Annotated in this window: 26 protein-coding genes; 10 read left to right on the top strand and 16 right to left on the bottom strand. The window is 63.0% G+C overall.

Annotated features, from left to right (window positions below):
* Positions 1 to 22: 22 nt before the first annotated feature.
* The 3 genes from HNE04_RS04710 to HNE04_RS04700 are packed head-to-tail and all read right to left on the bottom strand — an operon-like array spanning position 23 to position 2298.
* A complete protein-coding gene (locus tag HNE04_RS04710) occupies positions 23 to 700 on the bottom strand; it encodes a hypothetical protein (RefSeq protein WP_172217221.1) in 678 nt (225 codons plus the stop codon).
* Positions 687 to 1484, bottom strand: coding sequence for a 2-keto-4-pentenoate hydratase (locus tag HNE04_RS04705; protein ID WP_172217219.1), 798 nt, complete (start codon positions 1482 to 1484; stop codon positions 687 to 689). Before HNE04_RS04705 ends, HNE04_RS04710 begins: the two co-directional genes overlap by 14 nt.
* Positions 1477 to 2298, bottom strand: a complete 822-nt coding sequence (locus HNE04_RS04700; RefSeq protein WP_207717441.1) for an IclR family transcriptional regulator — start codon at positions 2296 to 2298, stop codon at positions 1477 to 1479. Before HNE04_RS04700 ends, HNE04_RS04705 begins: the two co-directional genes overlap by 8 nt.
* A gap of 136 nt (positions 2299 to 2434) precedes the next feature.
* Here HNE04_RS04700 and HNE04_RS04695 point away from each other — a divergent pair, with 136 nt between their 5' ends.
* The 9 genes from HNE04_RS04695 to HNE04_RS04655 all read left to right on the top strand — a co-directional run bounded on the left by HNE04_RS04695 (position 2435) and on the right by HNE04_RS04655 (position 9742).
* Complete coding sequence (locus HNE04_RS04695) at positions 2435 to 3346, top strand: carbohydrate ABC transporter permease (protein WP_172217217.1); 912 nt, start codon at positions 2435 to 2437, stop codon at positions 3344 to 3346.
* A 5-nt stretch (positions 3347 to 3351) separates the two neighbouring features.
* Positions 3352 to 4185: a carbohydrate ABC transporter permease gene (locus tag HNE04_RS04690; protein ID WP_172217215.1), complete on the top strand. Its 834-nt coding sequence runs from the start codon at positions 3352 to 3354 to the stop codon at positions 4183 to 4185.
* 36 nt (positions 4186 to 4221) lie between these two features.
* Entirely contained in the window at positions 4222 to 5520 is a 1299-nt protein-coding gene (locus tag HNE04_RS04685; RefSeq protein ID WP_172217213.1) for an ABC transporter substrate-binding protein, read from the top strand.
* Positions 5521 to 5522: 2 nt separating this feature from the next.
* Complete coding sequence (locus HNE04_RS04680) at positions 5523 to 6692, top strand: fumarylacetoacetate hydrolase family protein (protein ID WP_172217212.1); 1170 nt, start codon at positions 5523 to 5525, stop codon at positions 6690 to 6692.
* 2 nt (positions 6693 to 6694) lie between these two features.
* Positions 6695 to 7534, top strand: a complete 840-nt coding sequence (locus HNE04_RS04675) for a shikimate dehydrogenase family protein (protein ID WP_172217210.1) — start codon at positions 6695 to 6697, stop codon at positions 7532 to 7534.
* Positions 7531 to 8550, top strand: a complete 1020-nt coding sequence (locus HNE04_RS04670) for a Gfo/Idh/MocA family protein (protein WP_172217208.1) — start codon at positions 7531 to 7533, stop codon at positions 8548 to 8550. The genes HNE04_RS04675 and HNE04_RS04670 overlap by 4 nt, the downstream gene beginning before the upstream one ends.
* A gap of 86 nt (positions 8551 to 8636) precedes the next feature.
* Positions 8637 to 9065 carry a cupin domain-containing protein gene (locus tag HNE04_RS04665; RefSeq protein ID WP_172217206.1) on the top strand — a complete coding sequence of 143 codons (429 nt, stop codon included), beginning with the start codon at positions 8637 to 8639 and terminating at the stop codon, positions 9063 to 9065.
* Positions 9066 to 9106: 41 nt separating this feature from the next.
* On the top strand, positions 9107 to 9325 hold the full coding sequence (locus HNE04_RS04660; RefSeq protein WP_172217204.1) for a hypothetical protein: 219 nt from the start codon (positions 9107 to 9109) through the stop codon (positions 9323 to 9325).
* Between the two features lie 15 nt (positions 9326 to 9340).
* Positions 9341 to 9742, top strand: coding sequence for a response regulator (locus tag HNE04_RS04655; RefSeq protein ID WP_172217202.1), 402 nt, complete (start codon positions 9341 to 9343; stop codon positions 9740 to 9742).
* 22 nt (positions 9743 to 9764) lie between these two features.
* Here the strand turns inward: HNE04_RS04655 and HNE04_RS04650 are convergent, their stop codons facing one another.
* Positions 9765 to 10607: an amidohydrolase family protein gene (locus HNE04_RS04650; RefSeq protein WP_172217200.1), complete on the bottom strand. Its 843-nt coding sequence runs from the start codon at positions 10605 to 10607 to the stop codon at positions 9765 to 9767.
* 195 nt (positions 10608 to 10802) lie between these two features.
* On the opposite strand from HNE04_RS04650, the gene HNE04_RS04645 reads away from it, so the two are divergent.
* Positions 10803 to 11684 (top strand): LysR family transcriptional regulator, encoded by an 882-nt coding sequence (locus tag HNE04_RS04645; protein ID WP_172217198.1) that lies wholly within the window; start codon positions 10803 to 10805, stop codon positions 11682 to 11684.
* Between the two features lie 22 nt (positions 11685 to 11706).
* Here HNE04_RS04645 and HNE04_RS04640 read toward each other — a convergent pair whose 3' ends face one another.
* From HNE04_RS04640 to HNE04_RS04585, 12 genes are all read right to left on the bottom strand, one after another.
* On the bottom strand, positions 11707 to 12489 hold the full coding sequence (locus HNE04_RS04640; RefSeq protein WP_172217196.1) for an SDR family oxidoreductase: 783 nt from the start codon (positions 12487 to 12489) through the stop codon (positions 11707 to 11709).
* Positions 12490 to 12505: 16 nt separating this feature from the next.
* On the bottom strand, positions 12506 to 12787 hold the full coding sequence (locus HNE04_RS04635) for a putative quinol monooxygenase (RefSeq protein ID WP_172217194.1): 282 nt from the start codon (positions 12785 to 12787) through the stop codon (positions 12506 to 12508).
* 22 nt (positions 12788 to 12809) lie between these two features.
* Positions 12810 to 14462: a 3-(methylthio)propionyl-CoA ligase gene (locus HNE04_RS04630; RefSeq protein WP_172217192.1), complete on the bottom strand. Its 1653-nt coding sequence runs from the start codon at positions 14460 to 14462 to the stop codon at positions 12810 to 12812.
* A gap of 10 nt (positions 14463 to 14472) precedes the next feature.
* Positions 14473 to 15453, bottom strand: coding sequence for a Bug family tripartite tricarboxylate transporter substrate binding protein (locus HNE04_RS04625; RefSeq protein ID WP_172217190.1), 981 nt, complete (start codon positions 15451 to 15453; stop codon positions 14473 to 14475).
* Positions 15454 to 15527: 74 nt separating this feature from the next.
* Entirely contained in the window at positions 15528 to 16649 is a 1122-nt protein-coding gene (locus HNE04_RS04620) for a CoxG family protein (protein WP_172217188.1), read from the bottom strand.
* Between the two features lie 43 nt (positions 16650 to 16692).
* A complete protein-coding gene (locus HNE04_RS04615; protein ID WP_207717440.1) occupies positions 16693 to 17307 on the bottom strand; it encodes a DUF302 domain-containing protein in 615 nt (204 codons plus the stop codon).
* Positions 17308 to 17332: 25 nt separating this feature from the next.
* On the bottom strand, positions 17333 to 18190 hold the full coding sequence (locus HNE04_RS04610; protein WP_172217186.1) for an FAD binding domain-containing protein: 858 nt from the start codon (positions 18188 to 18190) through the stop codon (positions 17333 to 17335).
* Entirely contained in the window at positions 18187 to 20583 is a 2397-nt protein-coding gene (locus HNE04_RS04605) for a xanthine dehydrogenase family protein molybdopterin-binding subunit (protein WP_172217184.1), read from the bottom strand. The genes HNE04_RS04610 and HNE04_RS04605 overlap by 4 nt, the downstream gene beginning before the upstream one ends.
* Positions 20580 to 21092 (bottom strand): (2Fe-2S)-binding protein, encoded by a 513-nt coding sequence (locus tag HNE04_RS04600; protein WP_172217182.1) that lies wholly within the window; start codon positions 21090 to 21092, stop codon positions 20580 to 20582. Before HNE04_RS04600 ends, HNE04_RS04605 begins: the two co-directional genes overlap by 4 nt.
* Positions 21089 to 22405, bottom strand: coding sequence for a fumarylacetoacetase (gene fahA / locus HNE04_RS04595; RefSeq protein WP_172217180.1), 1317 nt, complete (start codon positions 22403 to 22405; stop codon positions 21089 to 21091). Before fahA ends, HNE04_RS04600 begins: the two co-directional genes overlap by 4 nt.
* 5 nt (positions 22406 to 22410) lie before the next feature.
* On the bottom strand, positions 22411 to 23697 hold the full coding sequence (locus HNE04_RS04590) for a CaiB/BaiF CoA transferase family protein (protein ID WP_172217178.1): 1287 nt from the start codon (positions 23695 to 23697) through the stop codon (positions 22411 to 22413).
* 2 nt (positions 23698 to 23699) lie between these two features.
* Positions 23700 to 24497 (bottom strand): enoyl-CoA hydratase/isomerase family protein, encoded by a 798-nt coding sequence (locus HNE04_RS04585; RefSeq protein WP_172217176.1) that lies wholly within the window; start codon positions 24495 to 24497, stop codon positions 23700 to 23702.
* Positions 24498 to 24631 lie beyond the last annotated feature (134 nt).

Raw genomic sequence — 24631 nt, 5'->3', positions numbered from 1 at the left:
GGAAGAGGGGAGTTGTGTTCGCTCATCCCGCTTGCCAAGCGGTCTTTAGCCGCGTGTGTTCATGCAGGTAGCGGCCCACTTCCACGTCGCGCAGGTCGGTGGACTCTCGCAGTAGCGCCAGGGCCGCGTCAAAGGCGCCGGGATCACAGGCCTCCAGCAGCAGCACCCAGCGAGCGGGCGCCTGCAGGTCCTTGCGACCCTTGCTTTCGGCGGTGGACTGGCCCGACGTGCCGGCGTCCGAGCTCAGCAGGTGCGCGCCGCTGATGCGCGGCAGCCGCGCGGCGGCTTCCAGTGCAGAAGTGAGACGGGGTACCACTTCGCGCACAGCGTCGTCAGCGATGTCGAAGCGCATGGTCAGCATCGCGCCGCCCGAGCCCACGCCATGGCTGGCCACCACGCGCGTGAGTGAGCGCGTGGTCGTCTGGAAATGTGCGGTGGCCGCACGCGTCCACTCCGTGGGATCGTTCAAGCGCGCCAGATAGTCGGTGCCCTGGATAACCTGAAAGCTCGAGGTTTCGTACAGGGTGAAGAACTCCGGCTGCGTCGCTGCATCGGCAGCGCGATAGCGGCGCCCGCGCACAAAGCCGGGAATGCCAACGCGCTCGGGCATGTGCTCCTGCAGATGCCAGGCGTAAAACTGCGCGCGCCCGGCCTCGGCGATGTCGTTCCAGATGGCCACTGCCCCTTCACCTGCCAGCATGGCTATGCTCCTTAATGTTGTGGGCGCTTTCGCGCAACTGGAGTGCGACTTGGCCGACCCCTTCGAAAACACAGCGCAGCCGCTCGCCGGGCCGCGCACGATGGACGCCGGTGTGCGATCCGGCCAGCACGAAAGTCCCCGCCGCAAGGGTCTGGTCGCACCGCGCCAGATGGTTGGCGAGCAAGGCGACCGCGAGTAGCGGGTCTCCGAAAGGATTGCCGCCCTGCTTGTCGACCACGGGCGCGTCGTCAGCCCACAGCGTCACGCGCAGCTTGTCGAGGTCCAGCGTGCGCCACTCGCGGCACGGCGCACCGAGCACCACCGCCCCATGGCCCATGCCGTCCGCCACGATGTGCTCGCGCGGCGACGAGAACTTGGCCGGCAGCCGGCTGCAAAGCAGTTCGAAGGCTGGCATGACGGCGCCCACGGCAGCCATCACGTCGTCGCGCGTGCATCCGCCACCGGGCAAGGGGTGGTCGATGCGCAATGCCAATTCGCATTCGACACCATCGCGCAGCAGCGCGGTGTCCGCGAGGACGGTACCGGAAGCCATGCATTCGATGTCGAACAGGGGCGCCGAGATCAGCTCGGCAGACGGCGGCGCCGCGAGCTTCCAGCCGACGACCTTGGCGCCGAGTTCCGCGCGCACGCGCTCCTGCAGGCGATAGGCGCCCTGGAAGTCATTCAGGTTCCCGAGGGCCTGAGCTGTCACCACGCCATGGGTGCGGCGGGCAGCAGCGAGCTCGCGCGCCATGGTCTCTTCGCTCATCGCGCGTTCAGCCATTGGACACCTTCAGCGGCGTCTGTCCCATCATGGCCTCCATCACCTTGCGGCTGGGCCACAAGTCGGCTATCTCCGCCGCGGTGGCCTGCACGTCGGGCGCGATGGCCGCCATCCGCTCCGGCGTGAGTCGCGCTGCGGGACCGGCCACACTGACCGTGCCGATCGCGCGCCGGGTTTGCGGGTCCACGATGGCGCAGCTCACCGCGCACGTGCCGGGCTCGCCTTCCTCGATGGAGGTGCCCCAGCCGCGCTTGCGCGTCAGCGCGAGTTCGGCAAGAAGGCTGGCCTCGTCGCGCACGATGGGCCGGCCGAACCGGGAAGGCACGACAAAGCCGCGCGACTTAACCAAGGCCACTGCCTGCGTCTCGTCCAGGGTCGCGAGCCATGCTTTGCCGGTCGCCGTAGCATGCAACACCACTGCTTGGCCCATGTCGGGGTCGTAACGCAGACCGGAGAGCGCGCCCTGGGCCTTGGCGACCCAGATTAGCGCGTCGTCTTCCACCAGCGCCAGGCGGACCAGTTCGCCGGTGCGTGCGGCCAGCCGGTCCAGGGAGGGCTGGCAAATATCCGTGATGCCGGAAGCCGCGAGGAAACGGAAGCCGAGGGCGGCCAGCTTCACCGTCATGCGGTACCGCTGGCTGTATTCGTCCTGCATCGCCATCCCCCGCCTCACCAGGATGGACAGCAACCGGTGGACGGCGCTCTTGGGCAGGTCCAGCCGGCGTGAGATATCGCTGATGGGCAGGCCTTGAGGGTGATCTGCCAGCAGTGTGAGGATGTCCAGCACGCGCTCGATCATGTCGCCAGTGGCCACGAAAATCTCCGATCTATGTAGAACAGTGTTCCACTTTAGCACCGGATATCCGGCAAAAATTGAGGGATTACCCTAGTGACTTGCTCATTTGTAGCGACTAAAGTGGAACACTGTTCTAAGTGGAGCCGTCGTTTCGATGAATACCATTTCCATCACGCAGACCGCGAGTGCGGAGCAGGGCGACCCTCGGCCGCCGGGCTTCTGGGCTCGCTTCGTCTGGTTCGCGCCGGCCGTCGCCGTGCTGCTGGCCGTCACCCTTTACCCCACGGCCGTGGTGCTGTGGCTGAGCGTCCATCGCACGCGCCTCTATGAGGTGGTGCAGGGCGTGGGCCTCGCGAACTATGTCTCGGTCATCACTTCTCCCGCCTTCCTCGAGCTCAGCCTGAACTCTCTGCTATACGTGTTTGGCGCACTGGCCGTGGTGTTGCCCATGGGCCTGGCCAGCGCGCTTGCGCTGCAGAACATCGCGCGCGGCGCGGCGCTCGCGCGCACCCTGCTGTTGCTGCCGTGGACCCTGTCCATGGGTGTGGTGGGCTGCTTCTGGCTGTGGCTGCTTAACCCCTCGTACGGGCCCATCAGCTATCTGATGCGGTCCCTGGGCATAGAGCCCGGGCTGATGCTGGGCGAACCTTCGCTGGCGCTCCTCCTCGTCATCCTCGTCACCGCGTGGTGGTCCTTCCCCTACGTGATGGTGATGATGAGCGCCTCGCTGCAAAGCGTCCCAGCGGAGCTGTATGAGGCGATCGACATGGACGGCGGCGGGCTGCGCGATCGACTGCGTCACGCGGTGTGGCCGCATATCGCGCCCACGCTGGGCAGCACCGCGCTGGCGCTGGGCATCCTCTATCTCACGCTCATCACGATGATTCTGGTGCTCACGGGCGGCGGGCCGCTGGGCTCGACGGCCACCTGGAGCTTCGAGGTGTTCTCCAGCGCTTTCCGCTCGGTGGACCTGTCTCCTTCGTCGGTTATCTCCGTCGTCGTGCTGGTGGTCAACCTCTTCCTTGGCTATATCTACACGCGGCTCACCGGCCGCGTTTCGGGTTGAACGTCATGCACATCCGCCGTTCCGAAAAAGTGCTGTCCTGGGCCGTGCTGATCGCCCTGGCCTTGGTCGTGCTCGTCCCGCTGTCGTGGGCGGTGCTTACCTCGTTCAAAAGCGAAGCCAGCGTCATGGCGTACCCGCCCAGCTTCCTGCCCACCGAGCCCAGCGTCTCGGCGTACAAGGCGGTGTTCCGGCACCAGACCTTCGCTTCCGACCTGTTCAACTCGGTGCTGTACGCGCTCGGCGCCGTGATGCTCGCAGTGGTGCTGGCGGCGCCCGCCGGCTACGCGGCTTCGCGCTTTGAGTTCCGTGGCAAGCGCGCGGTGATGCTGCTGATACTGTCCACGTCCATGATCCCTGGTGTGGCTCTGCTGGTGCCGACCTACTTCCTGCTGGATGCGCTGGGCCTGTTGAACAACGCCGCGGTCATCATCGTGGTGCAGGCCGCGCGCCTGGTTCCGCAGACGGTGTGGTTCATGCAGAACTTCGTGGACGCCGTGCCGCGCGAGCTGGACGAGGCCACCCAGGTGGACGGCGCCAACCACTGGCAGACCTTCACCCGCGTCATCCTGCCGCTGGTGCGACCCGGCATCGCCGCCAGTGCCGTCATCGGTGTGATCACCACCTGGAACGACTACATCACCGTGGCCGCGTTCGCGCCCGAGGTGGGGCACCGCACGCTGCAGGTGGCCCTGGTCAACCAGGTGTTCGACAGCATCGGCATCACATGGTCCTACGTCATGGCTTTTGCCGTGGTGTCTTCCCTTCCCATCGTCGCCATCTTCCTGCTCGCGCAGCGATGGTTCATCAGCGGTCTGACCGCCGGCGCCGTCAAGGGCTAGCCGCGGGCCGCTATTCACTTAAGCCAGGAGACAAGCATGAACGAGCAGAAGCCAGCGCCCCGCACAACACGGCGCACCTTCGTGACCGGTGTGGCAGCCGTGCTGGGCGCACCCGCGGGTCGGGCCTTCGCCCAGGCCACTGAGACCATCACCTACAACAGCTTCCTCGACCCGGCCAACACCACCGATCCGCGCGCGGCAGCGCAGACGCAGATGATCGCGGCCTTCGAGGCCAGCCAGCCGCGCGTGAAGGTGCGCGTGGTAGTGGACCCCGCCGGGCAAAACGGCGTCCGCGCGGCACGCGCCAAGTCGGACAGCCCCGACGTGATCCGCGTGAACAACTTCCAGATGCCCGAGTTCGTTGCCACCGGCTCCGTGCTGGCGCTCGACGAGCTGATCGCGCGCGACAAGGTGGACACCACGGACTGGCTGATCGGGCTGGACCAGACTCGCGTGAACGGCAAGCTCTGGGGGCTCCAGCAAGACTACCGGATCCCGATTTACGTCTACCGCAAGAGCAAGTTCGACGAGGCGAAGATCGCCACGCCGCCGCGGACTTACCAGGAAGTGGGCGCACTCGGCCCCGTCCTGACCAAGCAGAATCAGATGGCCTACGCCATCCCTATCGGCCTGAGCGGCGGCATCGGCGGCGCCCAGGCCTTCATGGAGTTCATCGTGAGCTCCATAGTCGCGGGCAACAGCGACCCCTTCTTCGTGCCCACCGGCCGCGAGATCGGCTTCAGCGAGAAGCGGCTGCTGCTGGCAGCCAGCACCGTCAAGGAATTGTTCCAGAAGAAGGCCGCGACACCCGTCAGCCTGCAGTTCGCCTACAACGAGCTGCAGGACGCGCTGCGCGCGGGCACCGTTGCCTCCGCCACCTTCGCGCTGTACCGCTACCGCGGTCTGAAGTCGGCCGTGACCAACGACCTGGCCTGGGCACCGGCGCCTTCCATGGAGCCCGGCGACAAGCACGCGGTGTACGGCTTCCAGCTGTGCATCAACCGCCATTCGCCGCGCCAGGGCGGTGCATGGGAGTTGGTCAAGTTCATGACCAGCCCGGCGGCGCAGGCGCTCGCGGCCCGCGGCGGCGAAGTGGTCGCGCGCGCCAGCGCGTACAAGGACGCGTACTTCAAGACGGCGGAAGCTGAGGATCAGCTGGGCTGGAAGTCGCTGGTGGAAAAGCGCGGCCGCATGGTGAACTACTCCATCATTCAGACAACCTTCAACCAGATCTGCGGCGAAGCCTTCCAGCGCATGATCCTCAAGGACCTGGCCCCGGCGGCTGTGGCGCACGAGGTGCGCACCCGCTACGCCGACGCGCTCGCCAAGGCGTGATCATGCCGAAGCTGGACTTCGCTTGCACACTGCCCGCCGACGCCGGGCAGGCTGTTCTGGTGGGTCGCATTTGGCAGCCGCAGCTCGGGCCCGTGCTCGTTGCGTACGCTGACGGACATCTGTTCGACCTTTCGAAAGAGGCGCAACTGTGCAGTCAGTTGCTGGACGTTGATGAACCCGCGGAGCGGGTACGGGCGGCCTTATCCAAGGCAGCTCGCGTTGCGTCGCTGCAAAAGGTGCTGGCCAACACGGACGAGGCCACCCGCGACGATCGGCAACCCTGGCTCTTGGCGCCGTGTGACCTGCAGGTGGTCAAGGCGTGTGGCGTCACCTTCGTCGACAGCCTGCTCGAGCGCGTCATCGAGGAGAGGGTTCGCGGGGACGGCGCTCGCGCTGCCTACGCGCGCGAGGAAGTGCATGAGCTGATGGGCGAAGAACTGAGGCGTGTTAGTCCCGGCTCCCCCGAAGCGGCCCGGCTGCGCGAAGTTCTGGTTGACCAGGGCGCCTGGTCACAGTATCTCGAAGTAGGGTTGGGGCCCGATGCCGAGGTATTCACCAAATGTCCAGCGCTTGCCGCTGTGGGAACCGGAGCGCGCATAGGTCTTCATCCACGCTCTCAGTGGAGCAATTCGGAGCCTGAGGTGGTCCTTGCAGTCAACAGCCGTGGGGAGCCCGTGGGCGCAACCTTGGGCAACGATCTGAACCTGCGCGATTTCGAAGGCCGCAGCGCGCTGCTTTTGGGCAAGGCCAAGGACAACAATGCCTCATGCTCAATCGGACCGTTCATCCGTCTGTTCGATAGCGGGTTCGGTATGCAAGACGTGCGTAGCGCTGAATTGAGTTTTCGCGTCGAGGGAACCGACGGATTCGCACTGAAAGAAGAAGGTGCGATGGCCAAGATCAGCCGCGACCCCTCGGAACTGATACTGCAAGCGGCAGGGCCGTATCACCAATACCCCGACGGCTTCATGCTTTTCCTGGGTACGCCTTTCTCCCCCCACCAGGACCGGCGGGAGAAGGGGATGGGATTCACGCACGAGGTCGAGGACGTGGTCAGCATTTCAAGCGATCGGCTAGGGATGCTGGTGAATCGCATCGACAGGTGCGACCGTGCTGAACCATGGACGTTCGGAATCAAGGATCTGCTGCACAGCATGACCGCCAGGAGCTAGACATGCGAGGCGCGCATATCACAGGAACAACGCGACTCTATGCGTTGGTGGGCGATCCACTGACCACAGCCAAGTCGCCCGCATTGCTGAACCGGCTCTTTATCGAGCAACGCGTAGACGCCGTTTGCATTCCGATGGTGGTCAAGGCGGATGACCTGCCGGCATTCGTCACCGGGGCACGGGCGATGCGAAATCTCTCCGGCGTGCTGGTCACGATGCCTCACAAACAACGGATGCTGGCTTTTGTCGACGAACTACATCCGACTGCGCGTCAGGTCGGCGCACTCAACGTCATCCGTTGCGATGACGATGGACGCTGGGTCGGCGCCATGTTCGATGGCGTCGGTTGCGTGCTCGGAATGGAGTGGGAAGGCACTCACCCGGCGAACAAATCTGTGCTTCTCGTGGGCGCTGGAGGCGCAGGCAGAGCGATCGCATTCGCGGTTGCGTCCGCGGGCGCCCGCACGCTGACCATATTCGACGTCGACGAGCGTCGCGCTGACGACCTCGCGAAGTCGGTGGCCGCCGCAACCGGTTGTGCAACACATTTGGGCGCACCCGATCCACAGGGCTACGAGATCGTTATCAATGCCACGGCGCTGGGCATGAACACCGACGATCCCATGCCCGTGGATCCTGGTCGGCTCGAGCCCGGCAGCATGGTGGTAGACATCGTCAATGCGCCGGATCCGACGCCCCTTTGCCGTGCCGCCCAAGAGCGTGGTTGCCGTACCCAAGGTGGACGGGCGATGAATGAAGGGCAGGCAGTGCATGCCTTGCGCTTCCTGGGATTCGATTACGTTCCCGAAGGGAAGTCATTTATTGGGGGAGAACACTCATGAAAGTTGCATTGCTGGAGGCCAGCCATTGGCATGTCCCGCTCTATCTTGATGCGCTCGAGGCGAACGGGATCGAGGTGGTGGCGGTTTCGGATGCGGAGCAAGTAAAGGGAGAGGCAATTGCAGCGCGGTTCGGGAGTACGCTGTATTCATCGAGCAATGAGTTGCTCGATCGCGAGAAAGTCGATTTTGCGTTTGTGTTCGGTCGGCATTCCGAAATGCCGACGCTCGCGGAAGCGGTGATCGCACGGAAAATTCCATTCGCACTGGAAAAACCCTGCGGGGTGAGTATGTCGCAGGTCAGCCGGCTGCGGAAATTGACCGAGGAAGCCAACCTCTATTGCGCGATTCCGTTCATCTTTCGCATGAGCGACCTGCTCAGCGCCCTCAAAGGTGTCGAGGGGCGCGTTCCGTCGGACTTCAACTACATGTCCTTCCGTTTCATCGTGGGCCCGCCCAGCCGCTACCAAGCTGCAGGCGCAGGCTGGGCACTCGATCCCGCGTTTTCCGGTGGTGGATCCACGATCAACGTCGCTACGCACTTCATCGACTTCTTCAGGTTGCTGACCGGTAAGGAAATCGCTCGAGTCTCTGCCACCATGAATTCCCGGACGCACCGAGGCGCCGTCGAGGACTATTCGTTGCTGACAATGCAAACCGAAGATGGCGTGATCGGGCTCGTGGAGACTGGATACAGCTTCCCCAGCACGCCTGACGAGCAGCGCGAATTTTCGTTCACCCTTTCATCCGATCGCATGTACGCGAAATCGGGCCCCGACCGCATCGAGATTCGGGACCGAAACAGTCTTGCCGCCGGCACCCGAAGTCTCCGTCTCCAGCTGGAAACCGACGTTTACTACCCACTGTTCGTCAAGCGGGTGCTTGCTGAATGTCGCACAGGTGCAAAGCCGATCGCGTCATTGCGCGACGCTGAGGCGATGATGCAGGTCATGGACGCGGCCTACGCTTCGGCCCGGCAAGGCGGCGCGCTACTGACGCTTGGGCCGATTCCCGTTTGATCCGAGCGCTCACCGCAGATCGCGATCTACGCCAGCGTCGCGCATCGCCATAGTGTTCGCTGGCCGATCGACTGAAGGGTATTCCGATGAGTAAGTCTGCGCGATTTCAAGGTCCATTGCCGCTTGCCGAAGCGAAATCCAAGCTTGTTCTCACACCCCTCGAAGACAACCGTTTTCACCGGGATGGTCCTCGGGCCAACGTTGAGTATCGGGATCTCGGAATGATGGATGCTACGGGTGGTCGCATCGGCGCCAGGCACATCCGCGCTATCCAGCCGTTCGGCGAAGAAACCGGTTGGCACTGGCACGACATGACCGCGCATTTCGTGTATGTGCTGAGAGGCTGGATCGAATTTCAGTTCGACGGCATCCCTGAATCGGTGACCGTCGTTGCCGGCTCCTGTCTCAGTCAGCCCGCCGGTGTGGCGCACAACGTTATTGGGCAGTCTGACGACCTCGAGTTGATAGAGATCAACATGCCCGGGGACTATGTGACCGTCGAGTGCCCTCTCTGAGCGGCACTGCACCGCCAACACCTACGTGCCAGGAGAATGACATGTCAGCGATTCTTGAATCCCTCCTCGACGATGAGCGCCGCGCCGAGTGCCGCGCCAACGATGGAGCCATGGCTATGGGCCGGCCGATCATCGCGAGCCAACTCACCTTTCACGCCGTGCGGCCCACCAGCGGACTGCATCGCACCATCAAGCGTGTGGCGCCTGCACGAAGCGAACATTCGAACGCGGCGCTGGCCGCCACGGGCGAACTCTGGTAACCCAAGGAGTACGCCATGCACGACGACCAGCACCAGCGGGGCTTGCGCATCCTGGTGGTCGACGACAACCACGACGCGGCGAGCATGATGTCAGCCCTGCTCGAGCTCGAGGGTCACCGGACCAGCACGGCCCATAACGGCCTGGAGGCCGTCCGGGAGGCAACCCGGGTGCGCTACGACGCGGTCCTGCTCGACCTGGGCATGCCGGTCATGGACGGGTTTGAGGCGGCTGCCGTGCTAGGGCAGCTCTGGCCTGCGCCCGCGCTGATCGCGTGTTCGGCCTGGGACGACGCCGAGACCTGCAGGCGCACAGCCGACTTGGGCTTTGCCATGCACCTGCGCAAGCCCGTCCCCTTCGAGGTGCTGAAGGCCGCGCTGCGGGGGGTCCGCCCGGCCCGGCTGACCGCCTCAGCTTAAGGGGCCAAACAGGGGTCGAGCTCTACGCTTCCGCATCCCAGTAAAGGCGTGTTGGGTTCGATACAAGGATTCGATCAAGAGAGGCCTGATCATCAACCCACGAAACGAGCTTATTCAAGAAAATAGCCGTGCTCGGAGGCTTCTTCAAAGACGTATGGGGCCAGTCGCTTCCCCAGACAACACGATCGGGCGCTACCTTTATCCAATGCCTGGCGACTTTGTCAACGTCCTCATAAGATCTTTGGCCGCCGATCACCGAATCCAGATATGGAGCCGAAAGCTTCATCCAGGCTCGGCCCTCACGCAACAATCTTTCGATTATTGCCGCGGCAGGGTGATCAAGGCCTGTGGAAACGGGCAACCTCCCCAAATGATCGAAGACGACTTCCACCGGAAGTCGATCAAGCAGGTTTTCATGCGCGACGATCTGGTCTGCGGTCCAATGGAGCTGCAGATGCCAGCCGAGCTCTTTTATGCGGGCCGCCAGTGGTTCAACCATGTCAAAAGAGGTTGGCGCATGCTCTGGCGTATAGAGAGTAAAACGGATACCGCGAATACCCTGCTCGTGGAGCAGTCCAAGTGTTGAATCACTTACGTCTGGACGTAAAACCGCCACCCCCCGTGCACGGTGAAGCCCCATTTGCGCAATGGCATCTACGGTGACGGCGTTGTCCGTCTCGTAATTTCTGGGCGTTACCACGACCGCGCGGTCGATTTTCAATGCCCGTTGAATCTCTGCGTAAGCCGATGCAGTGCACGGAATTCCGCTCATATCGTCAGCAGGAAGAGATTCAGGAAAACGAGGGTCAAATATGTGAAGGTGGGAATCGCAGGCGTTGGGGGGCACGAATAGTTGGGGCGCCATGAATTGCATTAAGGTTGAGATTCGATTGGCTGCTCAGAGGTAACTTTGCGTTGCAGATACTTGACTCGGCCCGAGGCGGTGACGCAGTTGCGAGATAGGCGGCCGCCGCGAAAACATAGAGTACGGGACGTACTCTAGGCGGATTCGGTTGCGATGAGAATTGATATATTCACACTTTCGCTTTGAGTTCTTCTCATGAATCTGTCGGCTTTGCAGACTTTGCGCGCCATCATGGTCCACGGAAATTTCACGGCGGCTGGAGCTGCCATGGGTTGCACGCCAAGTGCTGTCAGCCTGCAAGTGAAACAGCTCGAACAGTACTTCGGTCAGCCGCTTTTCGACCGGAGCACCAGGGTGGTCCGGCCTACGCCCTTCGCCGTCGAGGTTGCGTCCGCGGCTTCAGAGTTCACGCAGCGTCTTGAGGCACTTCGGTCGAGACCTTCCTTACGGGTTGAGGGGAAGTTTCGCCTCGGCGTGATCACCAGCATGCAGAGCGATTTGCTGCCCGACGCACTTCGCATACTGCGCGATCGCCACAGTGCGCTGGAGGTCCGCATCCCTCCCATGAATGACACAGATGAGTTGCTGACCGAGCTTCGGGCCGGCCGAATTGATGCGGCGTTGGTGGTCCGGCCGGATAGCGGCGGATCGACCCGATTCGTCTGGCACGAGGTGAACCGCCAGCCGTACGTCATGCTGGCGCCCCCAGACTCTGCCGAGGATGACCCCAAAACCCTTCTGAAGACCCGCGATTGGATTGCCTACGACACGGGCTTACCCGGGGGCAGGGTCGCCGCTCGCCATGCCCGGCTGTTGGTGCCAGGCATTGCGAGCAGCATGGAGCTACGCTCTGTGGACGCCATCGTATCGATGGTCGGCACGGGCTGGGGAGTGGCTATCGTGCCTCGCCCTCGCAGCCGCCTTGTTTCGGCGTATGGCGTCAATGTCGTCAGCTTGGGGCGAAAGGCGCCGTTTCGCCGGATCTCATTGGTTTGGCGTCGTGCTGATGATGGCGATCGCAAAATTGCTGCTGTGGCTGAGGCCTTCGACGAGCTCAAGATTGGAGCAGCGTCTTGAGCGAGACCTTGCTGCCAGATAGCTACATTGCCATGATGCCGCCGTCCACCGCGAGGATCTGGCCCGTGATGTGCTTGCCGGCTGGGCTGCAGAAGAGCAGGGCGGCGCCCTTGAGGTCATCGCCGTCGCCGATGCGGCGCAGCGGCACGTCGGCCGTCATTTTTTCGAGGCCGACGCTCTCGATGACGCCCTTTGTCATGTCGGACAGGAAATAGCCCGGCGCGAGCGCGTTGACGTTGATCCCGTACTGGCCCCATTCGCTGGCCAGGGCGCGTGTCATGTTGACGACGGCCGCCTTGCTGGCGTTGTAAGCAAGGGTCGCGATCGAGCCCGGATGATTGCCCCGCAAGCCCGCAATCGAGGTGATGTTGAGAATCATGCCGCCGCCGTTCGGGATCATCGACAGCTTTCCGATCTGCTGTGACAGGTAGAAGACGGAGCGTACGTTGAGGTTCATCAACTTGTCCCAGGCCTCCAGCGAATGTTCCGTGGTTGGGGCGCCCCAAGTCGCGCCCGCGTTGTTCACAAGGATGTCGATGCGTCCTGTTTTCGATATGGCGTCCCGTGCCAGCCGTTCGACGTCTTCGGCCTTCTGGCCATCGGCGGCGATCCAGTCGGATTTGATGTCCATCGCGCTCAGGTGTTGCCGGGCCTTCTCCAGTTCATCGGCCTTTCGCGAGGAAAGAACGATGTGGGCGCCTTGTTCACCCAGGGCCTCGGCCATCTGCAGACCGAGTCCACGCGAACCGCCGGTGATGAGGGCGGTCTTGCCGCTCAGATCGAATGCTTGTTTGACGCTGGTCATGTGCAATCTCGGTGCCTCAGGAGGTCGGTGTCATCTTCAAGACTTCGGGCTTGCCCTCGATGTACTGGCCCAGTTGCCGGCCAAGCGTGCGGTAGTGATCCGTCTTGAGATGGGCGGCCGCGGCATCCGCGTCCTTGTATCGCTCGAGGAAGGCGAAGCGGTTCTCGCCTTCCGCAAGCAATTCGTACCCGATAACTCCGGCTTCCTTGCAAGAGGCTTCGACGAGCTGTCGTGCCGTCTGCAGAAATTGCTCGGAGGTTCCGGGCACGACGTTGAGCCTGGCTAATACGATGACCATTTTCATTTCCTTGAGTGAGTGGCTAAAGCGATGTCAAGACGCCCGGCAAGCAGTAGTCCTTGAGCATCTCGCGCAATCGGGTTTTGAGCATCTTGCCGGTGGCGCCTAGCGGAATGGCTTCGACAAAGACTGCGTCGTCCGGCATCTGCCACTTTGCGATCTTGCCCTCGTAGGACTCGAGCAAATCTTGCTTCGTGACTTCGGCCCCGGGCTTTTTCACCACCACGACAATGGGCCGTTCGTCCCACTTCGGATGCTTCATGCCGATGCAGGCGGCAATCTGTACGGCCGGATGGGCCATGGCGATGTTTTCCACCTCGATCGAGCTGATCCATTCGCCGCCGGACTTGATCACATCCTTGCTGCGATCGGTGATCTGCAAATAGCCATCGGAGTCGATGGTGGCCACGTCACCGGTAGGGAACCAGCCCACACCATTCTGATACACGAGCGGATCGCCCCCCTCGCCCTTGAAGTACTCGCGCACAACCCAGGGCCCCTTGACATACAGGTCGCCGCAGGCCTTGCCATCCCATGGCAAATCATTGCCGTCGTCGTCCACGATCTTCATTTCGACGCCAAAGACGGCGCGTCCTTGCTTGGCCAATACAGTCCACTGCTCCTCGATCGGCATCGACAGGTGCTTCTTCTTCAGTGCGCACAAGGTTCCCAGTGGGCTCATCTCCGTCATGCCCCAGCCATGGAGGACCTCCACGCCATGGTCTTGGCGGAAGGCCTTGAGCATGGCTGGCGGGCAGGCCGCGCCGCCGATCACCGTTCGCTTGAGGGCGGAGAAGCGCAGGCCCTCGGATTTCAGATGGCCCAGCAGCGTCTGCCAGACAGTGGGCACACCGGCCGCGAAGGTGACCTGCTCAGCCTCTATCAACTCATACACCGACTTCCCATCCAGCAGTCCACCCGGAAGCACCAGCTTGCAGCCGGCTAACGCGGCGGAATATGGAATGCCCCAGGCGTTGACGTGGAACATCGGCACGACGGGCAGCACCGAGTCGCGCGCCGACAGGCACATGACATCGGGCAAAGCCGCAGCGTAGGCGTGCAGGATGGTAGAGCGGTGGCTGTAGAGCGCGGCCTTCGGGTTGCCCGTGGTGCCACTGGTGTAGCACATGCTGGAAGCCGAGTTCTCGTCGAAACTGGGCCACTCGTAGCGGGTCGCGTGCCCGCCGATCCAGGATTCATAGCTCACGAGGTTCGGAATGCCGGTGTCAGCCGGCAGCTTGTCGGCCTCGCACAGGGCGACGTATTGCCTGATGCTCGGACAACGGGCATGCACGGCCTGTACCAGCGGCAAGAAACTCATGTCGAAACACAGCACCTGGTCCTCGGCGTGGGCGACGATCCAGGTGATCTGGTCGGGATGCAGGCGCGGGTTGATGGTGTGCAGAACGCGGCCCGAACCGGAGACGCCGAAGTACAGCTCCAGGTGGCGATAGCCGTTCCAGGCCAGCGTAGCGACGCGGCCGGAAAATGGCAGGTTCATGCCGTCCAGGGCATTGGCAAGCTGGCGCGCCCGGGTGGCGACGTCCTTCCAGGTGTAGCGATGAATATCACCCTCGACGCGCCGCGACACGATTTCCGCATCCGCGTGATGGCGTTCCGCGAAATCGATCAGCGACGAAATCAGGAGCGGTTGGCTCTGCATCAAACCCAGCATGGGGCATCCTTTACTCGGGCTGAAGCTTGATCAGTCGCGCGATGTCCGTCAGGCGTTTGGTTTCGGCTTTGAAAAACTCGTCGGCCTGTGCAGGCGTCATCGGATCAAAGATGCGGCCAGACTGGTCCGCCACGAACTTCGTGAACTCCGGCGACCTGGTGACCGCGTTGATCGCCTGAGCCAGCCTGGTCACCTCGGCGCTGCCAACTTTTCGATCGACAAAAACACCGGTCCAGATCTGGTGGTCGAAGCCCTTGATCACCTTGCCCTCGTTGAGAGTCGGCACGTCCGGCAAGCTAGCGACCCGCTGGGCGGCCGATACCCCTATGGCGTTGACCTTGCCGCTCTTGATCAGGCCCACCGTGGGGCCTGAGAGCGGCAGGAAGGTCAGGTCCACTTGCCCGCCGATCAAATCAGGGATGATGGGTGCAACGCCCTTGTAAGGAACCTCGAGGAAGCGCACATTCCCCCGATTCTGGAAATCGGCGCCCACGATGTGCGTCGTCGATCCACGTCCCCAATGACCGATCGAGAGTTCCTTGCTGCCCGGTCGCTTTATATGGGCCAAAAGGTCGTCGACGCTCTTGAACGAAAAGTTCGCGGAGCTGACAAGCACGAAATCAGTGACCCCCAACGGCGAGACCAGCCGTAGCTGACCCGGCTCGTACTTCGCGGTGGCGACGGCCAAGGGCGCCAGGATCAGGTCCGACGCCGTATGACCCACGACGTTGTATCCGTCGGCAGGCAAGCTCAACGCTTTCATCACGCCAATGGAGCCACCCGCACCGGGCAGATTGTCGATCACGACCGTCTGGCCGAGTTGCGCCTGAAGGCCTGGCTGCAACTGGCGGAACCCGGCATCCGTCGGCCCGCCGGCGGGAAATGGCACGCGGATGGTAACGAGCTTGCTAGGATAGGTTTGAGCTGATGCGCTCAACGCAGGCACAAGCAGCGCCACCGCGCAGGCCAGCTGGAAAAGAAGTTTGTTCATACGTTTGTCTCCTGTTTACGAATATCGGCGCTTGGCCATGTGCAATGGCTGAATGGTCCGCACGATGTTGACCTCTACTTGCCAAGGACCCGTTCTTGTCCTGAGCCGCGGGCCCGGCCCGCCGCGGCGGATCGCAACCGGGCCTCGAAAGCGGAAAAGAAAAGCTTGAGAAGGATCTTCGAGACGGCCTCGACCATCCTTGATCCCCCCATACCCAGAAAACCGCGCACCCGGGCGTGGAGCGCGAAACGCACGCGCGTCTGCCGGCCCTCTTCGAACAGCGAGATGTGGGCTGCGCCTTTGCTTCCGCCGGGCCCCTCGAACGCCAGCACATAGCTGTTTGGAAGATCCATGTCTCTCACCTGGATCGTTCCCCTCATGCGCATCTTGAAAGGCCCGACGCCCGGAGCCAGCACGGTCGTAAAGGTGTCCGGCCGCACCAGATCCAATGATTCGCAGGCCAGGATGCAGGGCTTGAGTGAATCAGCGGTCGTCAGCGCGTTGAAGGTGGCAAACAGCGGTGCGGGGAGCAGTCTTTCTCCAACCAGTTTTATCGGCGTGCCCGCATGGGTCGGGCGCGCGTTCGCCGGCACGGCGGTTTTGGCGGGGACCGTGGGCCGATCCACCCCCGCTTCACCCTTGGCAGGACGCACAGCCTCGGCGGCCTTCGGCGCGGCAGCACCGACCTGGCGCGGTGGCGCCGAAGCGTGCGGCTGTCCGAAGACGGCAGGCGTATTCCCTGTCGCCTCGGCCGTTGCCACCCCCAACCGTTTTTCGAATGCTGAAAAGAAGTCCTCGGTAATCTTCGTTGCGGCGGCATCGACAAGGCGCGACCCCACCTGCGCCAAACGCCCACCCACTTGCGCTCGGGCCGAGTACCGCAGGAGCGTTTGATTGCCCTGTTCCCCGAGCGACACGTCTGCCGATCCCCTGCCAAAACCAGCAATTCCGCCCTGTCCTTCAAAGGACAGCGCATAGCTGTGCGGCGGCAGGATGTCACTCAACTTCAAAGTGCCCTTGAAGCGGGCGCTGACGGGCCCGATCCGCGCGGCCAGCACGGCCGCCAGCGTGTCCGGCTGGGTCCATTCCAGCGACTCGCACCCGGCAATGCAGGACTTGAGAACCTCAGGGTCGTTCAACGACTGCCAAGTTGCCAAAATCGGTGCCGGTATCAGTCTTTCGCCTACAAGTTCCATGCGTTCAAGCCAAAGGGCCCCAAAAAAGTGATCGAGTAAAACCTTACTTGCTGACGTCCGTCAGCAGTTCCTTCAGCGTCACGTCCAGCCGAGCCGCCACGCTGTCGATCGCGGCATTGCCCAGCAGTCCAAACATCGAAGAAGGCCTGTCGTATTCGAACACCGCGGTACCGTCGACGCCCTCGTACAGAACGACACGAATGGGCGCGTAGAGACCTGCGGCCAGGTTGTGCTTATTCATGGAGACGGCGGTCAGGACATTGCCAACGCCGTATCCAACGGCCTTGCGGGGGCCCCCGTCCATGGCCAGCGCACCACCGTGATTCAGTGAGTAGAGGATCGACAGTCCCGTAGGCGCTGCGAGCTCCTCCAGATGGGCACGCGCACCGGCCATGTCTCCTCGTTGAAAGAAAGGCATCAGCCGATCGATCTGGAACGGACGGATCCGCGATTCAAGCGCCGCTTTCACTTCGTCAAACGAGCGCTTCGAGCTGATGCGGATGTGCTCCACCGTCAGAGGCCGCGTGCTCACGCGATCCTCGTGGGTCGCGGCCGCCGCAAGACCTTGCGCCGTCAGCAGCGCGGCGGCCCCGAGTCCGATCAAACCGGCCCTCGCCGATGAAAGCAAGTTACTCGTGGTCATGGGTTTCGTTGTCATCGCTGTCTCCTTATTACCGTATTGATCAATCAAGGGAAATCACATCAGCCAGCGCGCGGCGAAGCATGGTGCGCCCAAGTTGGCTGCGATAGTCGGCGTCGGCGAAGCGGTCTTCCAGCGGTGACGCCCCGGTGAATGCCAGGTCGATCAGGCGCTGTGTCTGGTCGGGCTGGCCGGCATAGCCGGCCAACGCGGCTTCGGCGGCTTTTGTACGGAAGGCATGGGCCGCAAAACCAGTCACCGCAATCCGTCCACCACTGCAGCGGTTGGCCTCGTACGCCAGAACCACCGCCACGCCGACGACGGCATAGCCCGAGGCTGGATGGCGGAATTTGCGATAGCTTCCGCGCCGGTTCGACACCACCGGGATGCGCACACGGACGATGATTTCATCGGGCCGCAGGTCAGTTTCGAACAGGCCTTTGAAGAACGAAGCGGCGGGAATCGAACGCTGGCCCTGGGGCCCCATGGCTTCGATCGTCGCGTCCAGCGCCAACATCGCCGCCGGCCAATCGGCCGAGGGATCGGCGTGCGCCAGCGACCCGCCAATCGTGCCGCGATTGCGCACGGTCGCATCGGCGATCAGGCCGGCGATGCTCGGAAGCAGCGGCAAGGCCTGGAGCAGCTCAGGGTGGTGTTCGATTTGGGCGTGGGTTGTCGCCGCGCCAATGACGACCTCGCTGGTGCCGATCATGATGCCTTGAAGTTCGGGCAGTTCGGCGATGTCGATCAGGGTTCCGGGGGCCGCCAGGCGCAGTTTCATCATGGGCAGCAGCGAGTGGCCGCCACTCATCAACTTCGCACCATCGCCCCCTTGGGCGAGTTGCGCAAGTGCCTCGGACAAACTGCTGGGCCGGACGTATTCAAATGCACTCGGGATCATTGGGTCAACTCCTGTTTCCCGGCGGTTTGTGCTGCACGGATGGCACGCCACACCTTGGGTGGCGTCAACGGCATGTCGATGTGGGTGATGCCAAAGCTCTTGAGCGCGTCGCACACCGCACTGACGATGGCCGGCGGAGCTCCGACACAGCCGGCTTCACCGATGCCCTTGACACCCAGCGGATTCACCGTGGTCGGGGTCACCTGGAAGCTGGTTCGCATCATCGGGACCTGATCGCTTTTTGGCACGGCGTAATCGAGCAGTGAACCGGTCAGGAGCTGCCCGGTCTCGTCGTATTCGACGCCCTCGTACAAGGCCTGGCCGATGCCCTGGGCGATGCCGCCGTGCATCTGTCCATGGCACAGCATGGGATTGATGAGATTGCCCACGTCGTCCACGGCGACATAATCGAGAATCTTCACCTCGCCCGTCTCGATGTCGACCTCGACGACTGCCGCGTGGCTGCCGAATGGCGCCACCATTTCTTCGGGCTGGTAGAACACTGTTTCTTCCAGGCCGGGCTCCATGCCCAGGGGAAGATTGGAACTCACGTACGCCATGCGCGCGACCTGGCCAAAGCCGACGCTGCGCGCTTGCGGCTCGCCGGCGACGCTGAATGTTCCCTCGGCATAGTTGACGTGCTCCGGCTTCGTGTCCAGCATGGTGGCGGCGATGAGCTTCGCCTTGGCAAGCACTTTTTGCGCCGCATTGTGAGCCGCGGAGCCGCCCACAACCATGGAGCGCGAGTTGAATGTGCCGTGGCCGAAGGGCACACGGTCCGTATCGCCCTGGACGACGTCGATATCGTCTATCGGCAACTGCAGCACGCTGCCTACGATCTGCGCGTAGCTTGTCGCGTGCCCATGGCCTTGTGGCATGGACCCCGAAAACAGCGTGACCTTGCCGTCCGAATGGACGCGCAGCAATGCGCTTTCCCAGCCGCCGCGGTTGAACCCAACCATCTTGAGCGCGGCGGAACTGCCCATGCCGACCAGTTCCATGTAGCAGGTGACGCCAATGCCGACATAGCGCCCCTGCGCCCGCAGAGCCGCCTGCTTTTCGCGCCATCCGTTGTAGTCGATCTCCTTGACCGCGGCCTCGAGGCAACCCTCGTAGTTGCCGGTGTCCCACAGGAAAAGCGGGTGCCCGTAGGGCCGGTAGGGAAACTGATGCTTGCGGATCAGGTTGATGCGACGCAGTTCGACCGGATCCATGCCGAGTTTGGCGGCGACCGCGTCCATGGTCCGCTCGATCAGGTACGCGGCCTCGGGGCGGCCGGCGCCGCGGTAGGCGTCCACCGGCGTGGTGTTGGTCGTCACCAGGCGCATTTCGCCGTCCAGCGCGGGAATGTCGTAGTTGCCGCAGACGAACGACACATGGTTGATCGTCGGGATGCCGGTCGCCATGTTCGACAGGTAGGCGCCCAAGTTGGCGAACGAGCGCATCTTGATGCCGAGCACACGGCCGTCTTTGGTGACCGCAGCTTCCACATTTTCAATGTGCGCGCGCCCGTGCGTGGTGGCCATATGCGCTTCGCTGCGCGTCTCGGTCCAGCCGACCGGGCGCTCGAAATGTCTGGCGGCGAACGCAACCAGAATTTCCTCGGCGTAGAAGTGCATCTTCGCGCCGAAGCCCCCGCCAATGTCGGGCGCGATCAGATGAATCCGGTGCTCGGGCCAGCCCAGGGTTTCGGCCAGCCAGCGCCTGGACATGTGAGGCACCTGCGTCGGCAGATAGAAGGTCAGCTTGTCGTGAGCCGTGTCGTAGACCGCCCGCACGGCCCGCGGCTCGATGGGGCTGGGGATCAAGCGGTTGTTGATCAGTCGCACCTGAACCAGATGGTCCGCGGCCTCTGCCGCTGCTGCGTAGTCGCCGCCGCCGGCCTTGTAAACACCGATGAGATTGCGCGGCACATTGTCATGCAATTGCGGCGCGCCTTCCTGCACGGCGGCTTCCTCGTCCACCACGGCAGGCAGGACTTCATAGTCGACGAAGATGGCTTCAAGCGCGTCGGCCGCTTGCTGGCGCGTATTGGCCACGACGAGCGCGACCGCTTCGCCGACGTAGCGCACTCTACCGTCGGCCAGCGGGGGGTGGGCTGGAACGATGGAGTGGCCGACAACCCAGTTGGGGCGAATGTCCCCGACTTTGCCGCGCAGATCTTCATAGGTCAGGATGCCCACTACCCCGGGCATGGACGCGGCGGTGGAGGTGTCGATGGACTTGACCAACGCGTGGCCATGGGGCGAACGCAGCACCATGGCACAGGTCAGGCCCCCGACCGCGATATCGTCGGTGAATCGGCCGCGGCCGGTGAGAAGAGGCGGGTCTTCGCGCCGGGTGACGGATCGCCCGATCAGGTTGCCATGTGCAGCGTCGTCGAGCTTGGTCATTGCACGACCTCCTTCTGCTTGCCTGAAGCGCGGCCTGTGTCACCGGTTCGGGTGGCAGCCAGCATGACTGCATTGACAATGTTCTGATAGCCGGTGCAGCGGCACAGATTGCCGTGCAAGGCGTCACGCACTTGCTCTTCGGTCGGATTGGGAACCCGGTCCAGCAGTGCCTGCCCCGCGAAGATCATGCCTGGCGTGCAAAAACCGCATTGAAGCCCATGCACCTCCGTGAAGGCCTCCTGCAGCGGCGTCATGTTTTTCGGCGTGCCCAGCCCCTCGATTGTTGTGACCTGGTGGCCTTGCGCCTGAACCGCCAGCACCGTGCAGGACTTGGCGGTCTTGCCGTCGATCCGCACCGTGCACGCGCCGCATTGCGAGGTATCGCAGCCGATGTGCGTGCCCGTCATGCCCGAGTGGTCGCGCAGGAAATGCACGAGCAATTCGCGCGGCTCGATCTCCGCGCTCACCGGAACTCCGTTGACTTCGACTGTCACATTTCGTGGTGTCATGTCGCATCCCTCACAATTTGGCCCTTGCACTCGCCGAATCCGATCGGCTTGTAGCCATCCCGCTCGCACACGCCGCGCAGCCACACCGTGTCGCCGTCTTCGAGAAAGAGACGCGTTTCACCCGAGGGCAGCGGCAGAGCCTGCTTGCCCCCGGCATTGAACTCGATCAGGCAGCCCGAGTCCTTGCGCTCCGGGCCCGAGACGGTGCCACTGGACAACAAGTCCCCGGTGCGCAGACTGCAGCCGTTGCTGGTGTGGTGGGTGAGCATTTGTCCCAGCGTCCAGTACTGGTCGCTGAATTGCGGCTGCGAAATCACGACCGGGGCCATGCCGCTTTTTTGCATTGCAGCTGTCTGCAGCAGAACCTTCAGCGAGATCGAGATGCCACCCTGGGTCACATGTCTTGTCGACGTGAGCGCCGCCGGCAGCGGCGTGTCGTCTGCGTCGCGCTTCGGCGCCGGCACGCGGTACGGCGCCAGGGCTTCCAGGGTCACCACCCAGGGCGACGCTGTCGTCATGAAGCTCTTGGCGAGGAACGGACCCAGGGGATAGCTCTCCCACATCTGGATGTCGCGCGCCGACCAGTCATTGACCAGGCAAAGCCCGAACATGTGATCGTCGGCGTCGTCGATCGAAATGGGCTGGCCTAAGGAGTTTTCGCGGCCAACGAAGCAACCCACCTCCAGTTCGAAGTCCAGGCGTTGTGAGGGCGCGTAGACCTGAGCTGCTCCTTGTGGATCCGCAAGTTGTCCTCGCGGCCGGACGCAGGGGACCCCGCTCTCGACCACCGTGGACGCACGGCCGTGGTAGGCAATCGGCATGTGCCGGAAGTTGGGTGCCACGGGCATGTCGGGCCGAAAAAGTTCGCCCGTACGGCGCGCGTGGTGGATGGATGTGAAAAAGTCGGTGAAATTACCGATCTGCGCCGGCAAGTGCATCCGGGCGTCGCGCATCGGCACCAGGCAAGCACCGGCCGCTGCAGCGTGGCCACTGTCGGCGCGCAGCAGTGTGAAAACCGTATCGCGCAGTGCTTGTCTTGCAGCGCGTCCACTCGACATCAGCAAGTTGAGACTGTCGCTGCGCAACGCGGTCGACAAGCCTTCGAGGCCCGGCAGCAGTCCCTTGTCCAAGGCGGCGCCAATGCCGAGGATCTGGTCGCCGATGGCGACACCGATCCTGCGTTCTTTGGCAGCGGCCGTGCTGAACACGCCGAGCGGCAGGTTCTGGATGGGAAACTCAGTGCCGGGCGCGTTCGCGCTGGTGCCCCAGCTTTGAACGGCCGGGTCGTGCGTGTGATCGGTTTCGAAGGTCATGGCGATCAGGCGTCCACAGTGTCGCTGACATTGCCGGCCGGTACGCCCGCCGCTGCCGGGTTGATGGCCACAGGGGAAATCTCCGGCACGTGCTCTACCAGCATGCCCGCCGCAATCGCCGCCTTGATCTGCTCCTGGTTCATGCCCAGGCTTGCAAAGACCTCCGCGTTGTTCTCACCGCGGAACGAAGGCGCCGTAGGCGCGGGGAGCTTGTCCTCCGAGAAGCGCCAGGGCCGGCCGTGCAAACGGTAAGAGCCCCCCCGGCGGTCCGGCACGTCCTGCACCGCACCCCAGTACTCCGCCCATTCGGAATTCGCAAGTTCCTCCGTCGTCCGTATCTGGCCCATTGCAATTTTGGCTTCGTCCAACTGTGCATCGAGCGTGGCCATGTCGCGGAAGGTGAGTATCCACGCTTGCACGATCGCATGGAGCGCGTCGTAGTTCGCCGCTCGCGCTTCTGCGGTCGCGAAGCGGGGATCACTCGCCAAGTCGATACGGCGCATCGCGCCAAGGTACTGCGGGAACGTGCCGCTACCCACCAGACTCTGCGGTGTCAGGAAGCGCTCGCCCCCTGGCCCGACGAAGAAGGCGCCTTCGGTGGCGCCCAAAACGCCCGGCTCAGCACCCGTGTCGATGCCCGCCATATCGATGTGCGCACGCTCATTGACGGCCAACAGGACTGCTGCCATGGCAACGTCGATGTACTGGCCGCGACCGGTCACTTCCCGGCCCCTGACGGCCGCCAGGACGGCGATGGTCGCTTGCAACCCGGCGTAAACGTCGGCGTGCGAAAGCGGGTCAGGGCGCAGGCGGCTGAGCGCGTCTCCGTAGTGGCGCAGCGTGTTGTGCGTGAAGCCGGCCTCTGCTTGTACCGTCGGTGCATAGGCCATGCGCGATGCCCAGGGCCCGCCTTGACCGTAGCCCGAAATCGACACGTAGATCAGACGCGGATTGCGCTTGGCCAAAGTTGCATAGTCAAGCCCGAAGAACTTGAGCGTTCCGGCCCGAAAATTCTCGACCACGATGTCTGCCTCGTCGATCATTTTCAAGACCAGGTCCACAGAACCTTGGACGTTGAGGTCGATGCTGACGTTGCGCTTGCCGACGTTCTGCTGGGCGTAGTAGCCGGACATGCCGTCGACGAACGGAAAAGCCAAGCGAGACACGTCGGGACGAGGAGGCTCGATCTTGATGACCTCGGCGCCCAAGTCAGCCAGGGTCCGGGCGCATAAAGGCCCAGCCAGCACGCGAGAGAAGTCGACTACTTTCAAGCCTTGCAGGGGTCCGGACATGATCAGACCCCCTCGAACTTGGCGAGACCGGGTCCCTGTTTTAGGAAGGAGTCGAGTCCCACCCTCACGTCCTTGGAGTTCCATATCGCCTTCTGCAACCCACCCATCGCCAGGTCGGCTGCTTCAACGCCTTCATTGGCGGCGACCCGCACAATCTGCTTGGTCACTGCATGCGCAATCGTCGGCCCGTTGGCGAACTCCTGGGCCACCATCAGCGTGGACTCCTCCAGCTTGTCGTCCGCTACGACCAGGTTGATCAGCCCCCAACGCTCCAGTGTCTCGGCGTCGTACCGGCGGCCGAGCATCGACATTTCCTTGGCGCGGGCCACACCGATGCGCTGAACTTGCCGCTGGATGCCGCCCATCAGAGGGTGCAGACCCAATGCGCTTTCCACCGAGCCAAACTTGGCCGACCGGGCGGCGATGATGTAATCCGAGGCCAAGGCGAGCTCAACGCCACCGCCCAGGCAGGCACCGTGAACGCTTGCAACGATGGGCACGGGCAAAGTCTCGAACGCATTCAGTACGTCCACCGGACTCCACGCAGGTGCACTCGCTGCTTTACCGTCGTTCTTGGCCTGCTCCATGAGCGCGTCAAACTGGGTGACGTCCGCACCCGCGCAGAAATGCCGCAGGCCGCTGCGCAAAACGATGGCGCGGCTGCCTTGTGCGGCGGCGTCGCGCATCTTCGCGATCAGCGGAGTGAGCAGCGTCTGCGACATCAAGTTGTAGGGACGGAAGTGCATGGTCAGCACGGTCACATTGCCATGCCGTGCCGCGAGGATGATCTCTTCACTCATCGGGTTGCTCCTGGTTGATCTGGAAAAATTTGGGCACCGCAGCCCTTCTTTCTGGTGCGATTGTCCGAGCGCGACTTCCGAAGGAAAAGGTGATTTAATGCCAATATGCAGGTTGGTTCGTGCCACACTCTTAA

Source organism: Caenimonas soli, assembly GCF_013155545.1.
Lineage (GTDB): Bacteria > Pseudomonadota > Gammaproteobacteria > Burkholderiales > Burkholderiaceae_C > Ramlibacter > Ramlibacter soli.
This window is presented reverse-complemented; position numbering and strand designations above follow the sequence as displayed.

Excerpts from the sequence above, each read along its gene's own strand:
- HNE04_RS04610 (WP_172217186.1), bottom strand. The coding sequence starts at position 18,190 with ATGATCCCGAGTGCATTTGAATACGTCCGGCCCAGCAGTTTGTCCGAG.
- HNE04_RS04605 (WP_172217184.1), bottom strand. The coding sequence starts at position 20,583 with ATGACCAAGCTCGACGACGCTGCACATGGCAACCTGATCGGGCGATCC.
- HNE04_RS04690 (WP_172217215.1), top strand. The coding sequence starts at position 3,352 with ATGCACATCCGCCGTTCCGAAAAAGTGCTGTCCTGGGCCGTGCTGATC.
- HNE04_RS04625 (WP_172217190.1), bottom strand. The coding sequence starts at position 15,453 with ATGAACAAACTTCTTTTCCAGCTGGCCTGCGCGGTGGCGCTGCTTGTG.
- HNE04_RS04705 (WP_172217219.1), bottom strand. The coding sequence starts at position 1,484 with ATGGCTGAACGCGCGATGAGCGAAGAGACCATGGCGCGCGAGCTCGCT.
- HNE04_RS04645 (WP_172217198.1), top strand. The coding sequence starts at position 10,803 with ATGAATCTGTCGGCTTTGCAGACTTTGCGCGCCATCATGGTCCACGGA.
- HNE04_RS04600 (WP_172217182.1), bottom strand. The coding sequence starts at position 21,092 with ATGACACCACGAAATGTGACAGTCGAAGTCAACGGAGTTCCGGTGAGC.
- HNE04_RS04710 (WP_172217221.1), bottom strand. The coding sequence starts at position 700 with ATGCTGGCAGGTGAAGGGGCAGTGGCCATCTGGAACGACATCGCCGAG.
- HNE04_RS04695 (WP_172217217.1), top strand. The coding sequence starts at position 2,435 with ATGAATACCATTTCCATCACGCAGACCGCGAGTGCGGAGCAGGGCGAC.
- fahA (WP_172217180.1), bottom strand. The coding sequence starts at position 22,405 with ATGACCTTCGAAACCGATCACACGCACGACCCGGCCGTTCAAAGCTGG.
- HNE04_RS04680 (WP_172217212.1), top strand. The coding sequence starts at position 5,523 with ATGCCGAAGCTGGACTTCGCTTGCACACTGCCCGCCGACGCCGGGCAG.
- HNE04_RS04635 (WP_172217194.1), bottom strand. The coding sequence starts at position 12,787 with ATGGTCATCGTATTAGCCAGGCTCAACGTCGTGCCCGGAACCTCCGAG.
- HNE04_RS04620 (WP_172217188.1), bottom strand. The coding sequence starts at position 16,649 with ATGGAACTTGTAGGCGAAAGACTGATACCGGCACCGATTTTGGCAACT.
- HNE04_RS04675 (WP_172217210.1), top strand. The coding sequence starts at position 6,695 with ATGCGAGGCGCGCATATCACAGGAACAACGCGACTCTATGCGTTGGTG.
- HNE04_RS04650 (WP_172217200.1), bottom strand. The coding sequence starts at position 10,607 with ATGGCGCCCCAACTATTCGTGCCCCCCAACGCCTGCGATTCCCACCTT.
- HNE04_RS04590 (WP_172217178.1), bottom strand. The coding sequence starts at position 23,697 with ATGTCCGGACCCCTGCAAGGCTTGAAAGTAGTCGACTTCTCTCGCGTG.
- HNE04_RS04640 (WP_172217196.1), bottom strand. The coding sequence starts at position 12,489 with ATGACCAGCGTCAAACAAGCATTCGATCTGAGCGGCAAGACCGCCCTC.
- HNE04_RS04615 (WP_207717440.1), bottom strand. The coding sequence starts at position 17,307 with ATGACAACGAAACCCATGACCACGAGTAACTTGCTTTCATCGGCGAGG.
- HNE04_RS04630 (WP_172217192.1), bottom strand. The coding sequence starts at position 14,462 with ATGCTGGGTTTGATGCAGAGCCAACCGCTCCTGATTTCGTCGCTGATC.
- HNE04_RS04685 (WP_172217213.1), top strand. The coding sequence starts at position 4,222 with ATGAACGAGCAGAAGCCAGCGCCCCGCACAACACGGCGCACCTTCGTG.
- HNE04_RS04655 (WP_172217202.1), top strand. The coding sequence starts at position 9,341 with ATGCACGACGACCAGCACCAGCGGGGCTTGCGCATCCTGGTGGTCGAC.
- HNE04_RS04665 (WP_172217206.1), top strand. The coding sequence starts at position 8,637 with ATGAGTAAGTCTGCGCGATTTCAAGGTCCATTGCCGCTTGCCGAAGCG.
- HNE04_RS04670 (WP_172217208.1), top strand. The coding sequence starts at position 7,531 with ATGAAAGTTGCATTGCTGGAGGCCAGCCATTGGCATGTCCCGCTCTAT.
- HNE04_RS04660 (WP_172217204.1), top strand. The coding sequence starts at position 9,107 with ATGTCAGCGATTCTTGAATCCCTCCTCGACGATGAGCGCCGCGCCGAG.
- HNE04_RS04585 (WP_172217176.1), bottom strand. The coding sequence starts at position 24,497 with ATGAGTGAAGAGATCATCCTCGCGGCACGGCATGGCAATGTGACCGTG.